Annotated in this window: 16 protein-coding genes; all 16 read right to left on the reverse strand. The window is 49.0% G+C overall.

The features are described 5' to 3' along the window. Nucleotides 1-37: 37 nt before the first annotated feature. The gene (locus B5E53_RS13730) at nt 38-1,399 is read right to left on the reverse strand and encodes an MATE family efflux transporter (protein WP_087315993.1); all 1,362 of its coding nucleotides are present in this window, start codon (nt 1,397-1,399) and stop codon (nt 38-40) included. Between the two features lie 53 nt (nt 1,400-1,452). Next, a complete protein-coding gene (locus B5E53_RS19810; RefSeq protein WP_242963733.1) occupies nt 1,453-2,025 on the reverse strand; it encodes a cyclophilin-like fold protein in 573 nt (190 codons plus the stop codon). A gap of 46 nt (nt 2,026-2,071) precedes the next feature. Beyond that, nucleotides 2,072-2,947, reverse strand: coding sequence for a DUF3737 family protein (locus B5E53_RS13740; protein WP_087315995.1), 876 nt, complete (start codon nt 2,945-2,947; stop codon nt 2,072-2,074). A gap of 248 nt (nt 2,948-3,195) precedes the next feature. Next, nucleotides 3,196-3,519: a hypothetical protein gene (locus tag B5E53_RS13745; protein WP_087315997.1), complete on the reverse strand. Its 324-nt coding sequence runs from the start codon at nt 3,517-3,519 to the stop codon at nt 3,196-3,198. Between the two features lie 278 nt (nt 3,520-3,797). Next, on the reverse strand, nt 3,798-4,700 hold the full coding sequence (locus B5E53_RS13750; protein WP_087315999.1) for a permease: 903 nt from the start codon (nt 4,698-4,700) through the stop codon (nt 3,798-3,800). Between the two features lie 41 nt (nt 4,701-4,741). Next, on the reverse strand, nt 4,742-5,785 hold the full coding sequence (locus B5E53_RS13755; RefSeq protein WP_087316001.1) for an aldo/keto reductase: 1,044 nt from the start codon (nt 5,783-5,785) through the stop codon (nt 4,742-4,744). A gap of 96 nt (nt 5,786-5,881) precedes the next feature. Further along, nucleotides 5,882-6,772, reverse strand: coding sequence for a DUF362 domain-containing protein (locus tag B5E53_RS13760; protein ID WP_242963735.1), 891 nt, complete (start codon nt 6,770-6,772; stop codon nt 5,882-5,884). Between the two features lie 218 nt (nt 6,773-6,990). After that, nucleotides 6,991-7,527, reverse strand: a complete 537-nt coding sequence (locus B5E53_RS13765) for a flavodoxin family protein (protein WP_087316003.1) — start codon at nt 7,525-7,527, stop codon at nt 6,991-6,993. 166 nt (nt 7,528-7,693) lie between these two features. After that, the gene (locus B5E53_RS13770; RefSeq protein ID WP_087316005.1) at nt 7,694-8,107 is read right to left on the reverse strand and encodes a flavodoxin family protein; all 414 of its coding nucleotides are present in this window, start codon (nt 8,105-8,107) and stop codon (nt 7,694-7,696) included. Between the two features lie 41 nt (nt 8,108-8,148). Beyond that, nucleotides 8,149-8,556 (reverse strand): hypothetical protein, encoded by a 408-nt coding sequence (locus B5E53_RS13775; RefSeq protein ID WP_140401501.1) that lies wholly within the window; start codon nt 8,554-8,556, stop codon nt 8,149-8,151. Between the two features lie 191 nt (nt 8,557-8,747). Next, a complete protein-coding gene (locus B5E53_RS13780) occupies nt 8,748-9,527 on the reverse strand; it encodes a flavodoxin (RefSeq protein ID WP_087316009.1) in 780 nt (259 codons plus the stop codon). A gap of 92 nt (nt 9,528-9,619) precedes the next feature. Then, a complete protein-coding gene (locus B5E53_RS13785) occupies nt 9,620-10,174 on the reverse strand; it encodes a flavin reductase family protein (protein ID WP_343215658.1) in 555 nt (184 codons plus the stop codon). A gap of 18 nt (nt 10,175-10,192) precedes the next feature. Beyond that, entirely contained in the window at nt 10,193-10,726 is a 534-nt protein-coding gene (locus tag B5E53_RS13790; RefSeq protein ID WP_087316014.1) for a flavodoxin, read from the reverse strand. Nucleotides 10,727-10,788: 62 nt separating this feature from the next. Continuing rightward, complete coding sequence (locus B5E53_RS13795; protein WP_087316017.1) at nt 10,789-11,946, reverse strand: iron-containing alcohol dehydrogenase; 1,158 nt, start codon at nt 11,944-11,946, stop codon at nt 10,789-10,791. A gap of 211 nt (nt 11,947-12,157) precedes the next feature. After that, nucleotides 12,158-13,054, reverse strand: coding sequence for a LysR family transcriptional regulator (locus B5E53_RS13800; RefSeq protein WP_087316019.1), 897 nt, complete (start codon nt 13,052-13,054; stop codon nt 12,158-12,160). A 64-nt stretch (nt 13,055-13,118) separates the two neighbouring features. After that, complete coding sequence (locus B5E53_RS13805; protein ID WP_087316022.1) at nt 13,119-14,120, reverse strand: MBL fold metallo-hydrolase; 1,002 nt, start codon at nt 14,118-14,120, stop codon at nt 13,119-13,121. Between the last annotated feature and the right edge of the window lie 199 nt (nt 14,121-14,319).

Here is a 14,319-nt window from a genome sequence, read left to right on the forward strand (position 1 = left end):
TCTGTTTTCTGCCGGCAATTCCTCCATTGCCGCATCCTCATCCTTCCAGCAGCCGTTTTCTCTGCTGTTTTCTCACAAAAGGCAGCGCCAGCAGCACCGCTTTGCACACGTTATCGGCAATCATGCAGTACCAGACGGCGCGCAGTCCCAGTCCCCAGACCTGCACCACAAGAAATGTGAAGAAGATCCGCACGCCCCACATACCGATGCTCTCCACCACAAAGGCGTAGCGGGTGCGGCCGAGGCCATAAAACACACCCTCCAGCACAACCATCAGTCCGAAAAACGGCTCGGACAGAGCCACCAGCCGAAGCATCTGAGTGCCCAGGCTCACCACCGCTTCGCTGGGCGAAAAAAGTCCCATGAGCAGATGCGCGCCAAAGTACAAAAGGATGCCGCTCACGCACATCATAGCCACAGTAAGCCCGATACTCACACCGGCCACCGTCTTTAATTTTCCTGCATTTCCTTCCCCACGGGCATTGCTGATAAGAGTAGACGCCGCGGAACGCAGCCCGTAACCCGGCACATAAAAGATCGTCTCCGCCGTCACGGCAATGGAATGAGCTGCAAACACCGTAGTTCCCATACCGGAAATCAGGCCGGCGAAAACCACATATCCCAGACAGGATACCATACTGGTGCCGAGCACCGGCGTGCCGATGGCGGCACACTGCCGGAGCAGGCCGGTGTCCGGCGCAAAATGTTTCCACTCCCAGCGGAGCAGCTCATTTTTCCGGCACGACAGAACCATGAGCACACCGGAAAGCACATAAGAAACCGCCGAGGCGATGGCTGCTCCGGCCACACCGTACCCAAGCACGTAAATAAACAGATAGTTTAACACAATATTGGAACCGTTGGCCGCCACATTGATGAGCATAGGCGTCCGGGTATTCTGCACAGCTCTGAGAGCCGCGCCCATGATCGTGCTTGCGGCCCGGAATACCATAGGCACACTGATAATAAAAAAGTAAAGAGATGCCGTCCCCTGAATGGCCGGTTCCGCACCCATCCAGACAGGGATTCTGCCGCAAAGCAGAATCGACAGGATTCCCAGCGTCAGCCCGGAAACCAGAGACAACAAAAAAGCCTGCTGTGCAAGCTTTTTTATCTGTTCCTTATCTCCCGCTCCCTGAGCTTTTGATATGAGTACCAGCATCGCCGTGCCGATGGCTCCGGGAATACTGTTTACCAGCCAGGTTACATTGGTTGTGATGCTGACCGACGCCGTCGCCTGTTCTCCCAGACGCCCCACCATGGCCGTATCCACATACTGCAGCAGCGTCGCCAGCACTTCTTCTATTATAGTGGGAACAGACAGCCACAGCAGGGTACGCAGCAACGGCATATATGCCGGTTTATTTAATTGACGAGTTATGATTTTTCTCTCCGCCATTCCAGTCAAATCCTCAGAATTCTCTATATTTCATCAGTAAATGTACGAAAATCTCACTGTATTTCAAAGGTTACTTCCACACTGCCTCTTCCCACAGCTTCCGCCAGACCTTCTGCGTTATCGATCCGCCCCAGCGGAGTGTAACTGTAGGACGTGGAAAACGTCTCATAAAAGAGTACCAGACAGTCGGAGCCAAAAAGCATCAGATCACCTGCCTGGATCTGCCCCGGCGTCTCCGAGCGCATGCTCAGACTATCCGGCATATAATAGTACTTCTCATTGCCATTCAACTCGCTCATATTCACCGTCATCGGCAGACTCTCTGCAAATGTCCTCGCCGTCTCATTATCATACAATGTGGCATCAAACGTCTTCCCGCCGATTGTAATATGGATTGTCTGCATTTCTTCCTCCTCTGACTCTGTCTGCGCTGCTGTTTCCGAACCGGCAGCCTCACTGTTGTCTGCCTGCGCTGCTGTCCCGGTCTCCGTCGCCGCCTCTGTCATTGTTTCTGTCCATTCGGTACTTCCCATCCAGCTGTTGTTTCCCATGCAGCCGTCCAGAGAACATACAACGCCAAGGGCCAGCGCCATCGTCAATACTTTCTTCCCTATACTTTTCTTCATTAAAGATCCTCTTACTCTTTCTGACAAACCCTTTTTCTGTGTATATTTACGCACAGCAGCAGGTACATTGGTCTGTTTTCTTCTCTATGCCCCGGACGATCACCTCACCTCTGGCTTCCTTATCATCCATGATGATCTCTCCCACTTCCGGAACCTCAATACGGCCGGAACGAGGATTCTTAATGCTGATAACCGGCGTTGTCACTGTGGCTTCCACCTCAGATTTCTCAAAGCAGAGATCCGTGTCGATCATTTCACAATTGACCAGTTTCAGATTCTTACAATAGCAGAACGGCTGCGTTCCGATAATCTTGCAGTTGACAAGCGTCAGCCCGTCTGAATACCACGCAAAATATTCTCCCTTGATGGTGCTGTTTCTCACTGTGATATTCTGCCCGTGCCAGAACGCATCTTTGGTATCAAATACGCAGTTGTCAAAGACCGCGTCTTTAATATACTGGAACGAATATTTTCCTTTGAACTCTACATCGGAAAAACGAATATTTTCTGAACGCATCATAAAATACTCACTCTCGGCGTGACAGCGGCGCATTTCAATATTCTTCACCGACCATCCAAATTCCGGAGAGATAATATCACAATCTGCCACGGTCACATTACTGCACTCCCGGAGTGCTTTGATTCCATGCATTGTTGTTCCGGTAATAGTAATATCATCGGAATACCACAGCGCTGCCCGGCAAAGTTCTGTCATCTCAGAATCTTTGATGGTCAGGTGCTGATCATGCCAGAACGGATACCGCAGATTACAAAAAGTACGGTTCACCTGAATATTCCGGCTCTCCTTTAATGCGCTTTCTCCATCAGCCGGGCCGTCAAAGGCACAGTCTTCCAGCATGACGCCGTCGCTTCCGTATAATGCTCTCTCTTCATCAAAAGTTTGATTCTCTATTATTTTCATGCTGATTACCTCCCACACATTGATTTTTATCTGTAATTACTCTACCACTTCAATAGTTTGATAGCAAATACCTGGTTTGTATGGCGTTCTATAGCTTTTCCCTATAGTGCAGGAGTTTGTGATGAGCTCTGGCAATACATCTCAGGGGCGCCCACACCTTATCAGCAGGTGCGGGCGCCCCTGTTATTTGCAATTCAATGTAACTGACCTGCATCTCTTACGTTAAAAATATAACTACTTTTTAATAACTATTTTTTATTCAATAGCTGCAAAAAAGCTTCCTCGGACATAGACAGCCTTGCGGCAGCATCTTTCACAGAAATGATCTCCTCCTGAACCAGCTGCACCAGCATGTCTATCTTGCCCTCTTGTCTTCCTTCAAGGCGTCCTTCATCGCGTTCTTCACTGAGCAGCTTCTCCATCACACCCATCATAGTTCTCACTCCCTCCTGATTCTCTTTCAGATATCTTTTCTGCCCGGACACATGCGGAAACTTTTTCTCATCGTAAAAATTATCCTGCACAAATATCTTCATCAGTTCTGCTATATCACTTCCGTCATCTCCTTCCATAAATACAATATGATTTCATTGTTCTGCTCATTCAGTATTTCTCCGCGGTTTTTAACAAAAACAGAAAATTAATAATACCCATCTATGTTGTATCCCGTTTTGTGCGATATTCTCATTTGTAATATGGAAGCAGCAGATATTTCCCCACTGCTGTTTTTCTCATTGCTATATTTATATTTATAAGAAAAATGAAGTCCTGGAGATTATTTATATAATACCTTATTTCATATATGAAAAGCAATCTTTTTTCCGAATTTTATTGCTCCGCCTTCGCCAGATCATCCTACCAGGTTCACTGCCAGGCCGCTGCCAAAAGCAAACACCATGACAAATACCAGGTAGAACAGGAAGTGCCGCAATCCCAGCACGATTTTCAGGGCGCCGAGATTGGTGATCTTTGTGGCCGGTCCCGTGATCATGAAAGAAGCCGCGCTGCCGAGGCTCATCCCCTCCCACAGCCACTGCTGGAGAAGAGGGATCGTTCCGCCGCCGCAGGCGTAAAGGGGAACGCCGATGGTGGCGGCCATCAACACGCCGAAGGCTTCGTTGCCGCCGAACAGCGTAGTCATGGTTTCTGCCGGAACATAACGCTGGAACAGTGCTGACAGAGCAACACCGATGAGGAAATACACGCCGGTTGCCCGGACATTTCTTCCTAGATTTTTTATGTACCGGAGGAGAGGACTGGGGTCCGTATCCCGGTTTTCGGGTTCTGAAAAGCCCTGAAATTCAAAAAACGGCTTCCGTTCATAGAGGAAATGTATCAGCAGCCCGGCGGCAGCGCCGCAAAAGAAACAGGACAGTATCCTGATGATGAGCGCCGGCATTCCCAGGGCGGCGCTGTACAGGATGAGCTGAGGATTCAGCAGGATGGAGGACATCATGAAGGCCGCCAGCCAGTCGTCCTTCATGCCGCTTTCGGAGAAAGAGGCGGCAATGGGGATTGTCCCGTACATGCACAGGGGCGAGGCAATCCCCAAGGCGCTTGCTGCAAAAATACCGGCGATTCCCAGCTTTTTATCCTGCAGAGAACGAAAGAGATTGTGGATATGGTCTTTTGCAAATACAGATACAGCCGATCCGATCAGCATTCCCAGAACCCAATATCCGGCAATCTGCTCCAGCTGCACGCTGAAATAATACCAGAGGTAAATGATCTCCCGGTGTAGTAGCTCTGTCATTGAAGCCTCCCATCTGCCGCCTTTTCCGGCCCGCTGTCTTCTCAGTCATCCAGTTTCTGGTTTCCGGTGCCCCACACATGTTTTTCTTTGGCAGCCGCTTTTGTATTCTGCGCCATAACGCCCACCAGTCTGTGCGGCACATACATTTCTTCCAGATAATTACATTCTTCTTCTGTCAGGACCAGATCCACCGCTTTCGCTGCCCCGTCAATGTGATGCAGTTTCGTGGCTCCCACCACCGGAGCAGTCACCTTGGTAAGAAGCCATGCCAGAGCCACTTCCGTCATGGTCACACCACGTTTGTCAGCCAGCTCCGCCACCCGTCCGATAATGATATCATCCTGTTTTGCAGTGGCGTCGTATTTGAACTTTGCGTAACTGTCCTCTTCCAGACGTTTGGAAGTCTCGCCCGGGTGTTTGGACAGACGGCCGCTGGCCAGAGCACTGTACGGCGTCATTGCGATGTTATCCTCGGCACAGAGTTTTGCCATCTCCCGCTCTTCCTCCCGGAAGATCAGATTGTAATGTCCCTGTACGGACACGAACTTTGCGAATCCCTCTTTTTCCGCCAGCGCATTGGCTTTGGCCAGCTGCCATGCAAAGCAGTTGGAAATACCGATATAGCGGACTTTTCCGGCTTTTACCATCCGGTTCAGTCCATCCATGATATCATAAAGAGGGGTCTGGTAATCCCACATATGATAAATATACAGATCCACATAGTCCATTCCCAGATTGGAAAGACTTTTATTCAAAAGTCGCTCAATATGCTGCTGTCCGGTGACGCCGGAGGCGATTTCCTCCTCGGTGCGAGGCAGAAACTTTGTGGCCACAACCACATCATCCCGTTTTGCAAAATCCCGCAGTGTTCTTCCTAGATACTGTTCGCTGGTACCGCTCTGATAGCCAATGGCCGTATCAAAAAAATTTACTCCCAGTTCCAGTCCCCGCCGAATAATCTCCCGGGAATGTTCTTCATCAAGAGTCCAGCTGTGCTGTCCGTTTTTAGCGTCGCCAAATCCCATGCATCCCATACAGATGCGGGACACCATAAGTTCTGAATTACCAAGTTTTGTGTATTTCATTGGTTATTTCTCCTCTTCTTCCATCTTCATCATTTATATATTCTTTCACCATTTTATTTTCCGCCGATGCTCACCGGGATATCCTCCTTGATCCTTTTATTCTCCGTCGATGCTCACCAGAGAATATTCCCGGCTCCCGAGACCGATTTCTTCCGCGTGTTCCAGGGTCAGAAGACCGTTTCTCGATTCAATCCGCTCGATCAGGGATGCTCCATCCTCCGCATTGTAGACCAGATCCACACAGGCCTGGTCCAGCGCCACCGGATCGTAGGAAGCGAGAATACCGATATCATGCATATCGGGTTCCGCCGGATTGCTGTCACAATCGCAGTCCACAGACAGGCGGTTCATCACATTAATATAAAGGATATGTCCATCCAGATAATCCGTCACCGACTTGCCAGCCTCAGCCATGGATTCCAGAAATGCATCCTGGTCTCCTCCCCACATACTGCCGCCGGTTCCTCCGGAATGGATGTGGGACTTCCCGTCAGAGGATGCAATGCCGATGGATATATTTTTAATGGCTCCGCCGTAACCTGCCATGGCATGTCCCTTAAAATGTGATAAAACCACATAGTAATCATAATCGGCAAAATGTGATCCCACATAATTTTCTGTGAGATGTCTGCCGCCGCTTACCGGCAGCGTCATGGAACCATCCGCATCCATGATATCCACATTGGCAATGTCCGTATAACCGTGGTCTTCCGCCAGCTGCATATGGTATGCGGTATTGGCCCGGTCGCCGCCGTAGGCTGTGTTACATTCCACGATAGTTCCCTCTATCTGCCGGACCAGGTCACCGATCAGCTCCGGCCGCAGATAATTACTGCCATTTTCACCGGTGCTGATCTTCACGGCCACATGTTCTCCCGGAGCGCCCATGTCTCCTTCCCGCAGAGCACTGTAAATGTCCAGAAGTCCCTTCGTACTGATATCTGTTGTCATGTAGACCACTGAACCTCCGGCTTCCGTCTCCGCCATATCATCTGTACCTGTTTCCGACAAATTCTCTGTACCTTCCTCCCTGCCGGCCGCTTCTGTATTCTGAGGTTTTTTTGTATTTTGTACATTTTCTGTATTCTGCACATTTTCCGTCACGGTGTCTCCGCCGCTCTGACCGGTCCGGGCGTCCTCCGCCGCGGCACAGCCGGTCAGTGTACCGGCAAGAAGCATTGCCAGTCCCAGTGAAAATAATTTTCTCATTTAATCCCCCTTCCAAGCTCATATGCTTCCTTCATATACCGGGAATGTTTCGTCATGGACGGAGTACCACAGCCTCTGCCCCAGACTCTTCCCATATCCGTCAGATTTAAATACCGTACCAGTGTATCATAGTGGGCCTCCAGCGCGTCAAACGTCCAGTGATCGCTGTTCCAGGCCGCGGAAAGGATCGCTGACTTCATGCCTTTTCCCTGTATACTGCTGTTAAAGGCACAGAAACGGTCAATCAGTGTTTTCAGCTGTGCCGACATTCCGTAGTAATAAAGAGGCGTCACAAAGACCATCATATCCGCCTCCAGAATCTCTTTGCGGAATACTTCCACATCATCCTTCTGCACACATGGGCCTTCATAACCACAATGGATGCATCCGGTACACGGATGGATATCCGCGTGGGCCGCGTCTATCACCTGAACATGATGTCCGGCCTCTTCTGCTCCCCTGATAAATTCTCCTGCCAGAAGATTCGATGAACCTTTTTTATTGGGACTTCCTTCCAGTACAACAATTTTCACGTTAAGATTCCTCCTTTTTCTGCCAATACATTTTCGGATACTTTTATTATAAAACGGCGTTTTCGGAATGTACAATGCCTATCCCTCATTGCCTTTCATGCCGATAAAGCATTAATGCCGGCCGCATCACTGCGTCACCAAAATCATCTGCATATCATCAATACAATTACATATTTTTTCCCGTCTGATATGCTTCTTCCATGGCGCGGGTTCCGATGACCTCTCCCTTCTGCCATACACGTTCTCCCCAGATGGTTCTGCGTACTGTACAGCCAAGATTTTGCAAAATAGCTGTCAGATCATCCGCCGTTCTTTTAAGCCCCTGTCTGCCATCATGCCCCGTCACTATGACAAACGCATCTTCTATTTTCTTAAGGATCTCAGCCATATCATCCTTCTGCACGCAGACTCCCGTCCGAAAGCAGGCGTAACACGCTTTGCACGGCTGTATCTTCTTTTCCCGAAGCGCAATCTTTTCTACCTCATGTCCTGCTTCCTCCGCTCCCAGGATCCATTGGTCACAGAGCAGATCGGAATTTCCCCTGTCCCGCGGACTTCCGTTAATCACTACAACTTTCATGGTGTGTTCCTCCCGTCTTTCTACATTGAAAAAAATGTACGCTAGGAATATATTTCCTCTCCATCATAAAATCCTTCTTTATGTCCCATGATCTCTATATGCTGTACGGAATCTTCCATCTCTTCTGTCACTTTTGCTTTCCCGAAGAAACCATACACTTTTTCACCGTCATAGATGGTCAGAGAGACGCTGGCATCCCCAAATTCGTCCGGATGTATGTTTTCAGGCATATTCTTTTTTTCATCGGATACAGTCTCCTCTTTTTCCACCGGACCGCTGATTTCCAGAAAATATTCGCCCTCTCCGTCTTCCGGATCAATCACGTCCAACATTCCCCGTACTGTGTAACTTTCCTCGCCGTAAGTGTATACCGTGATCTCCGTCTCTCTTTCTGCCGGCAGGAATACATCAACGGTGTTTTCTCCTGAATCTGTCATCTGTCCTTTCAATGCATTTCCTCCTGATGCTGTCTCTGTTTCACTCGCAGCAGTTTTCTCCGGGACAGCAGCGGCAAAGACCTCATGCCACATTCCGGTGTGGAAACCTGCCATCAGAAAACAAAACAGAAAGGCACAGAGAAATATCGTTTGGAATCGTATATATTGTTTTTCGTTTAAATGAAACATTCTCCTCACTCCTATCAGTATCCTAATCCTTCCACCCAGCTCAGAATCTCTTCCCGGGAGGAATGGACATCCTCTTCGTAGCAGTCAAAAATATTATCAGAAATCTCTGCAGCCGGCGCCGCTTCCTCGATGATGTCTACACTGTCTGCCAGGCCGCCGGTCCCGTGGGAGCAGAACAGATATACCTGCTTACCGGACAGATCATTTTCTTCGAGGAAAGAAAGAAGGGCCATCGGCACACCATACCACCAGTTGGGATATCCCAAAAATACAGTGTCATAATGATCCAGATTCTCTACATTTTCCTGCAGCTGCGGCCGGGCGTCTTCTCCCCGCTCGTCATTGGCTCTCTCCAGACAGGCGTCCCAGTCACTGGGATACGGGTCTGTCACCCGGATAGAAAACAGGTCTCCACCCGTTTCCTCCTGCACCCATCCTGCCAGCTCCTGTACATTTCCCGGTGCTGTGACACTCGGGGAAGAGACGGCATCCACGTTCTCATCAGTCACAGCATTATCCGCCCAGGAAAAATACGCCACCAGAATGTGGGAGCCATCTTCTGTTTCCTCTGGCACTGCGGCAGTCCCTTCCGCCGTCCCGATGACATCACCTGTCGTCTGTTCTTCATTTTGTGTATCTTCCTGAGCATCATCAGCAGCCGCCGTTGTATTTTCCACCGCCGGCTGTGTGTTTTCTGTCTGCCCACCGCTGCTCTGCGTTCCTGTATTTCCGCACCCTGCAGCAGCCATCAGAAGAGCTGATGTCAGCACAAGAGCAATTACTTTTTTTCTCATGGATCTACCTCCTCACGTGATACGGTCTGCATTTTATATAAAACAGGCGGCAGAGTAAGTCATTCCGTCTGCCGCCTGCACGTCGCAGTGAATTATTTTTCTTTTTTCCCGAAGGACATGCACTTTGCGATGACGTCTCCTGTCCGCAGATACTCATATCCAGGCATCTGGAACAGTACCGGTTTTAAGGTATGATAATCAATTTTTCCTTCCGGTGTCAGTACATCTTCTTCCACAAATGTATTATCAATCTTGCAGATAAAACTTTCGAAACCTTCTGTCTCATAGATATCATCCACGGTACATTCCATGACCACCGGTGCATCGGCGATCATCGGGGTCCCGTTGTTGGCGTATACGGTCTGAAAGAGTGTCGACTTATCTTCCTTTGCTCCGCTGACACAGCCGGCACGATCTGCCTGCGGCAAAAGCTCCTCATTGATAATATTGATGGAAAGTTTCTGCGTCTCTTTGATTCCTTTGTTCGTATAGTGCGGTTTTGCCAGACTTACCATCACCCGGTCATGGCCGATGATGCCCACATGTCCTACCAGCACCCAGTTTGGTCTGCCGTCTACGAGAGTTCCGACTACCACAAGCGGTGTCGGGTATAACGCTAATGTATGTCCGATATTTTTCTTCATCATTCTATTCTCCTTTTCCTTTTATAAATCAATCTTGTTTTTCTCCATCCAGAGTCTCACTCTGCCTGAGAGGCTGTCCCCGCCGTCATTGATGATGCTTAAAACCTCTCTTACGTCCGATTTCGGACAAATGCGTTCCACGTCTCTTTGCATATTTCCCGGCACCCCTCCGCAGTGGGAACTGAACGGGAGCAGGACTTTTCCCGCCAGATTATTGTGATACAGCCAGGAAGCCAGCGGCGGCGCGATCGTCCCGCACCAGTTGGGAGAACCCACAAAAATCACGTCATATTCTTTTGGAAAATACGGCTGTGGAAGCAGACGGGGGCGGTAATTGCTGCGCACCTCCTGCCTCACCTGCGCGAGAAGTTCCGGGAACGACATGGGATAAGGCTGCCACGGATAGATTTCGCACAGATCGCCGTCTGAAAGTTTCTGAATCTCCCGGGCAATCCGATGGGTATTTCCCGAATATGAGTAAGAGACAATCAGTATTTTCTCTTTTTCCGGCTCTCTTTCTTCGTGTATGTACGTCATTTTCTTTTCCGTCTCCATATTTTTATTGCCCTCATCATGATCCCTGTCTGTCCCCCGCCTGTCTTATTGCGGCAGCAGTTTTACAGACACATTCTAAGAATTTCAATGACATCTTCTTTGCCAAGAGGCACATAGGCGTCTTTCAGGCAGCCCACCTGCACGGCTTTTTCTGCCATCTGCTCAAATTTAGAACTGTCGATACCGAATTCTCCCAGCGTGGACGGAAGTCCGATTTTTTCAAAGAATTCTTCGGTGGCGTCAATCCCTTTTCTGGCAAGGGCAAATGTATCGTCTTCTCTGGCAAATCCCCACACATTTACCGCATAGTCACAGAATTTATCCACAGTTTTATCCGATAAAATGTACCGCATCCACTTTGGTGTCAGCATGGCAAGACCGGCTCCGTGGGTGATGTCATAGTGGGCGGAAAGTTCATGCTCAATATAATGGCAGCTCCACATAAAGCTCTTTCCTGTGCTGGTGATCCCGTTGAGCGCCAGAGAGCTGGTCCACATGAGCTGCGCCCTCGCCTCATAATTTTCCGGATCCTCCAGAGCCATCGGCGTATATTTTATAGCGGAGCGGAGCAGGCCTTCCGCGATGGCATCCGGCACAAAAGCTTCCACTGTGTCAAAATAACTCTCAATGACATGGCTCATCATATCGGCAGAACCGGAGGCCGTCTGGTAAGGCGGCACCGTAAAGGTATTTTCCGGGTTCAGCACAGCAATCTTTGGCAGGAGCGCCGGATGTCCCATCAGCAGCTTTTCATTGGTATCCATATTGGAAATGACAGCCGCACAGTCCATCTCGCTGCCCGTCGCCGCGATGGTCAGCACCACAGCAATTGGCAAAGCCTGTGTAATCCGGCCTTTTCCTGTCAGCAGATCCCAGGCGTCTCCGTCATAAAATGCTGCCGCCGCAATGGCTTTGGAGCAGTCGATGGTACTGCCGCCTCCCACTGCCAGGATCAGATCGACCCCTTCTCTTTTGCAGATATCCGCTCCTTCATTGACACTTTCCACGCGGGGATTCGGGTCAATGCCGCCCAGCTCAAAAATCTCAAAATCACTGAGTAATTTTTTTATTTTGTCATATAATCCATTCTTTTTAATACTTCCTCCACCATAGGTCAGAAGAATCTTTTTTCCAAAAGAAGCAAGCTTCGCCGGAAGTTGCTCCTCCTGTCCTTTTCCGAATAATACATCGGTGGAAACACAAAACTCAAAATTATTCATCACATTCTTTCCTTTCTTTGAGACTTGTATTCATTTCTTACGCTTTTAGTATAACCATCCTTTATTTTCATGTAAAATACTTATGATTTATCATTTCCCATACAAAAAAAGAATATAAAAATACAGCACCTGCCCATTTGGCAGGATCCACTGCATTTTTATATTCTTTCGTCTTTCTCCTATTACCGGAGATAACATGATGGAATTATCCTCACTCGCTCTCCCTGCTCTCATTTTTCAGCATATTGATTTCCTGAATAAACAGGGAAGTTACCGGAGTGAATAACTGATTTTTCTTCCAGAGCAGAACACTCCGGGTAGTATGTTCCGGAACAATGGGCACAAAACGCAGGCTCGGACTGCTGTGAATGGCAAGAGCGCCATCCAGACAAAACGCACATCCCATACCGGCATCCACCATCAGCACCGCGTTGGATAAAAGGGTATAGTATAATGGAATCTGAAGCTCTCTCTCTTCCTTCCCGATCCAGTTTAAAATCTCCGCCCGCACATTTTCTCTCAGGGGCAGGATCAGCGGATAAGCGGAAATCTCCTCCACGGATATCACTTCTCTCTGCGCCAGCGGATGCGTATCTTTCATGAGCACGCCCCAGGTCTCTTTCTGAGACAGTCGTATAAATTCATATTTTGTAGTATCCACCGGTTCCAGCAGAAGACCGATATCTATGAGACCTTTGTCCATTTTATCTTTGATATTATCCGCCATCTCATTATACAGATGGAACTGCACCAGCGGATATTTTTCTGAAAATCGTTTCATGATCTTTGCCAGCAGCCGGCTTCCCACCGCCTCTGTCGCTCCTATGGTGATTATGCCGCTGACCGCGTTGTCTCTCTCCGCAAACGCCTTTTCCGCCCGGTCCGCCAGTTCCACGATTTCCTCTGCTCTCTGGCGGAAAAATACGCCGTCATCGGTGAGAGTGACTCCCTTTTTCCCACGTACCATCAACACCGCTCCCAGCTCTCTTTCCAGCTCCATCAGCTGCCGGCTCAGAGTCGGCTGTGTCACATGCAGGATATCAGCGGCCCTGCTGATATTCCCCTCGTTGGCTGTTGTTAAAAAATACCGTAGTGTACGAAGTTCCATGGATATCCCCCCTGCCTTTCCTCTCAAATGCGGGCTGCTCTTCTGGTGTCCGTCTGATTTCCGTCTAGATCAAAATGTACGAATTGACTTCTCTCCCATTTTCCTCTTTCTTTATCTGCCGGATCTCTCCTCTGGCCTGTAGATATTCCAGATGTGCCAGGGTCTCCCCCACTGCAAACCATTTCTGCCTGTTCGGAGCGTCTTTCCAGGCTTTTCCGCGCATGGACCAGGTAAGTCCTCCGGCAATTTCATAACCGGTAGCTCCGGGATGTTCTTTTAATACCTGCATGATCTGCCCGAGACGCTTTTCATGATGAGCGAGAATCTCTCCTACCCGGTCTTTGATCCTTTTATTAGCAAGACCCCGGTGAGCCGGAAGGGCCACCGCAATGTCAAATTCCAGCAGACGATCCAGGTTGTGCATGTACTGCTGCAGAGAATTATCCACTCCCGCCCACTTGGTGATATTTGGCGTAATATCAAAAAGCAGGTGATCGGCAAGAAACATGATTTTCTTGTCTCTGATATAAAAAATCATCTGACCCGGCGTATGTCCCGGCATAAACAGCGCGGTGAGAACGGTGTCTCCCACCCTCACCTCATCTCCTTCCCGGAGAGTTGTCACAGGAAATGTGGCGTCCGGCAGATAAATACTGGCGGGATTTGTCTTAATGGCATCCTGCAGTTCTTCCTCCGGGAATCCTTCCAGCCGGTACTGCTGATCAATCCGGCCAAGAAGATCCCCCTCTTTCATCCGGCGGTAATACTCATACTCTGTCTCTCCCATATAAATGGTGGTATCCGGATAATCGAAGGATGCTGCCAGACCGATATGATCAGAGTGCAGGTGAGTGATGAGCAGTTTTGTATGCTCCGGTGATACGCCAATCTCATGCAGTCCATCCATCAGTGCCCGGTGGCATTCCTCCATACGGAATCCGGTATCTATGACGGCACTTTCCCCGCCGTCCTTTATGACATAACAATTGAGATTCTTTAAAGGATTCCCTGTAAGGGGGACGTTGATTCTGTATATTTCCGGATTACTGTATATCAATTCTGCCATGTTTTGTTCTCTGTCCTTTCTCTTTTATTGCTTTTCTCACATCAATTCTTTTTAAACATAGCATAATTTTAGAGCCGCTGCAATGAACTGCTCCCCGTCAAGTAGACAATGAAAAAAATATAAATTTTTCCTGCCAGTAGATTAAAACTACTGGCAGATTTTATGCTGCCTGCAAATAAATTTCATGTTTTTCCATAGG

It is taken from the genome of Eubacterium sp. An11, from assembly GCF_002161065.1.
In the GTDB taxonomy this organism is placed as follows: Bacteria; Bacillota; Clostridia; order Lachnospirales; family Lachnospiraceae; genus Anaerobutyricum; species Anaerobutyricum faecale.

Bases quoted from the DNA above. Each gene is read 5' to 3' on its own strand.
- B5E53_RS13730 (WP_087315993.1), bottom strand. From the start codon at position 1,399: ATGGCGGAGAGAAAAATCATAACTCGTCAATTAAATAAACCGGCATAT.
- B5E53_RS19810 (WP_242963733.1), bottom strand. From the start codon at position 2,025: ATGAAGAAAAGTATAGGGAAGAAAGTATTGACGATGGCGCTGGCCCTT.
- B5E53_RS13740 (WP_087315995.1), bottom strand. From the start codon at position 2,947: ATGAAAATAATAGAGAATCAAACTTTTGATGAAGAGAGAGCATTATAC.
- B5E53_RS13745 (WP_087315997.1), bottom strand. From the start codon at position 3,519: ATGGAAGGAGATGACGGAAGTGATATAGCAGAACTGATGAAGATATTT.
- B5E53_RS13750 (WP_087315999.1), bottom strand. From the start codon at position 4,700: ATGACAGAGCTACTACACCGGGAGATCATTTACCTCTGGTATTATTTC.
- B5E53_RS13755 (WP_087316001.1), bottom strand. From the start codon at position 5,785: ATGAAATACACAAAACTTGGTAATTCAGAACTTATGGTGTCCCGCATC.
- B5E53_RS13760 (WP_242963735.1), bottom strand. From the start codon at position 6,772: ATGGCGGAGACGGAAGCCGGAGGTTCAGTGGTCTACATGACAACAGAT.
- B5E53_RS13770 (WP_087316005.1), bottom strand. From the start codon at position 8,107: ATGAAAGTTGTAGTGATTAACGGAAGTCCGCGGGACAGGGGAAATTCC.
- B5E53_RS13780 (WP_087316009.1), bottom strand. From the start codon at position 9,527: ATGAGAAAAAAAGTAATTGCTCTTGTGCTGACATCAGCTCTTCTGATG.
- B5E53_RS13785 (WP_343215658.1), bottom strand. From the start codon at position 10,174: ATGATGAAGAAAAATATCGGACATACATTAGCGTTATACCCGACACCG.
- B5E53_RS13790 (WP_087316014.1), bottom strand. From the start codon at position 10,726: ATGGAGACGGAAAAGAAAATGACGTACATACACGAAGAAAGAGAGCCG.
- B5E53_RS13795 (WP_087316017.1), bottom strand. From the start codon at position 11,946: ATGAATAATTTTGAGTTTTGTGTTTCCACCGATGTATTATTCGGAAAA.
- B5E53_RS13800 (WP_087316019.1), bottom strand. From the start codon at position 13,054: ATGGAACTTCGTACACTACGGTATTTTTTAACAACAGCCAACGAGGGG.
- B5E53_RS13805 (WP_087316022.1), bottom strand. From the start codon at position 14,120: ATGGCAGAATTGATATACAGTAATCCGGAAATATACAGAATCAACGTC.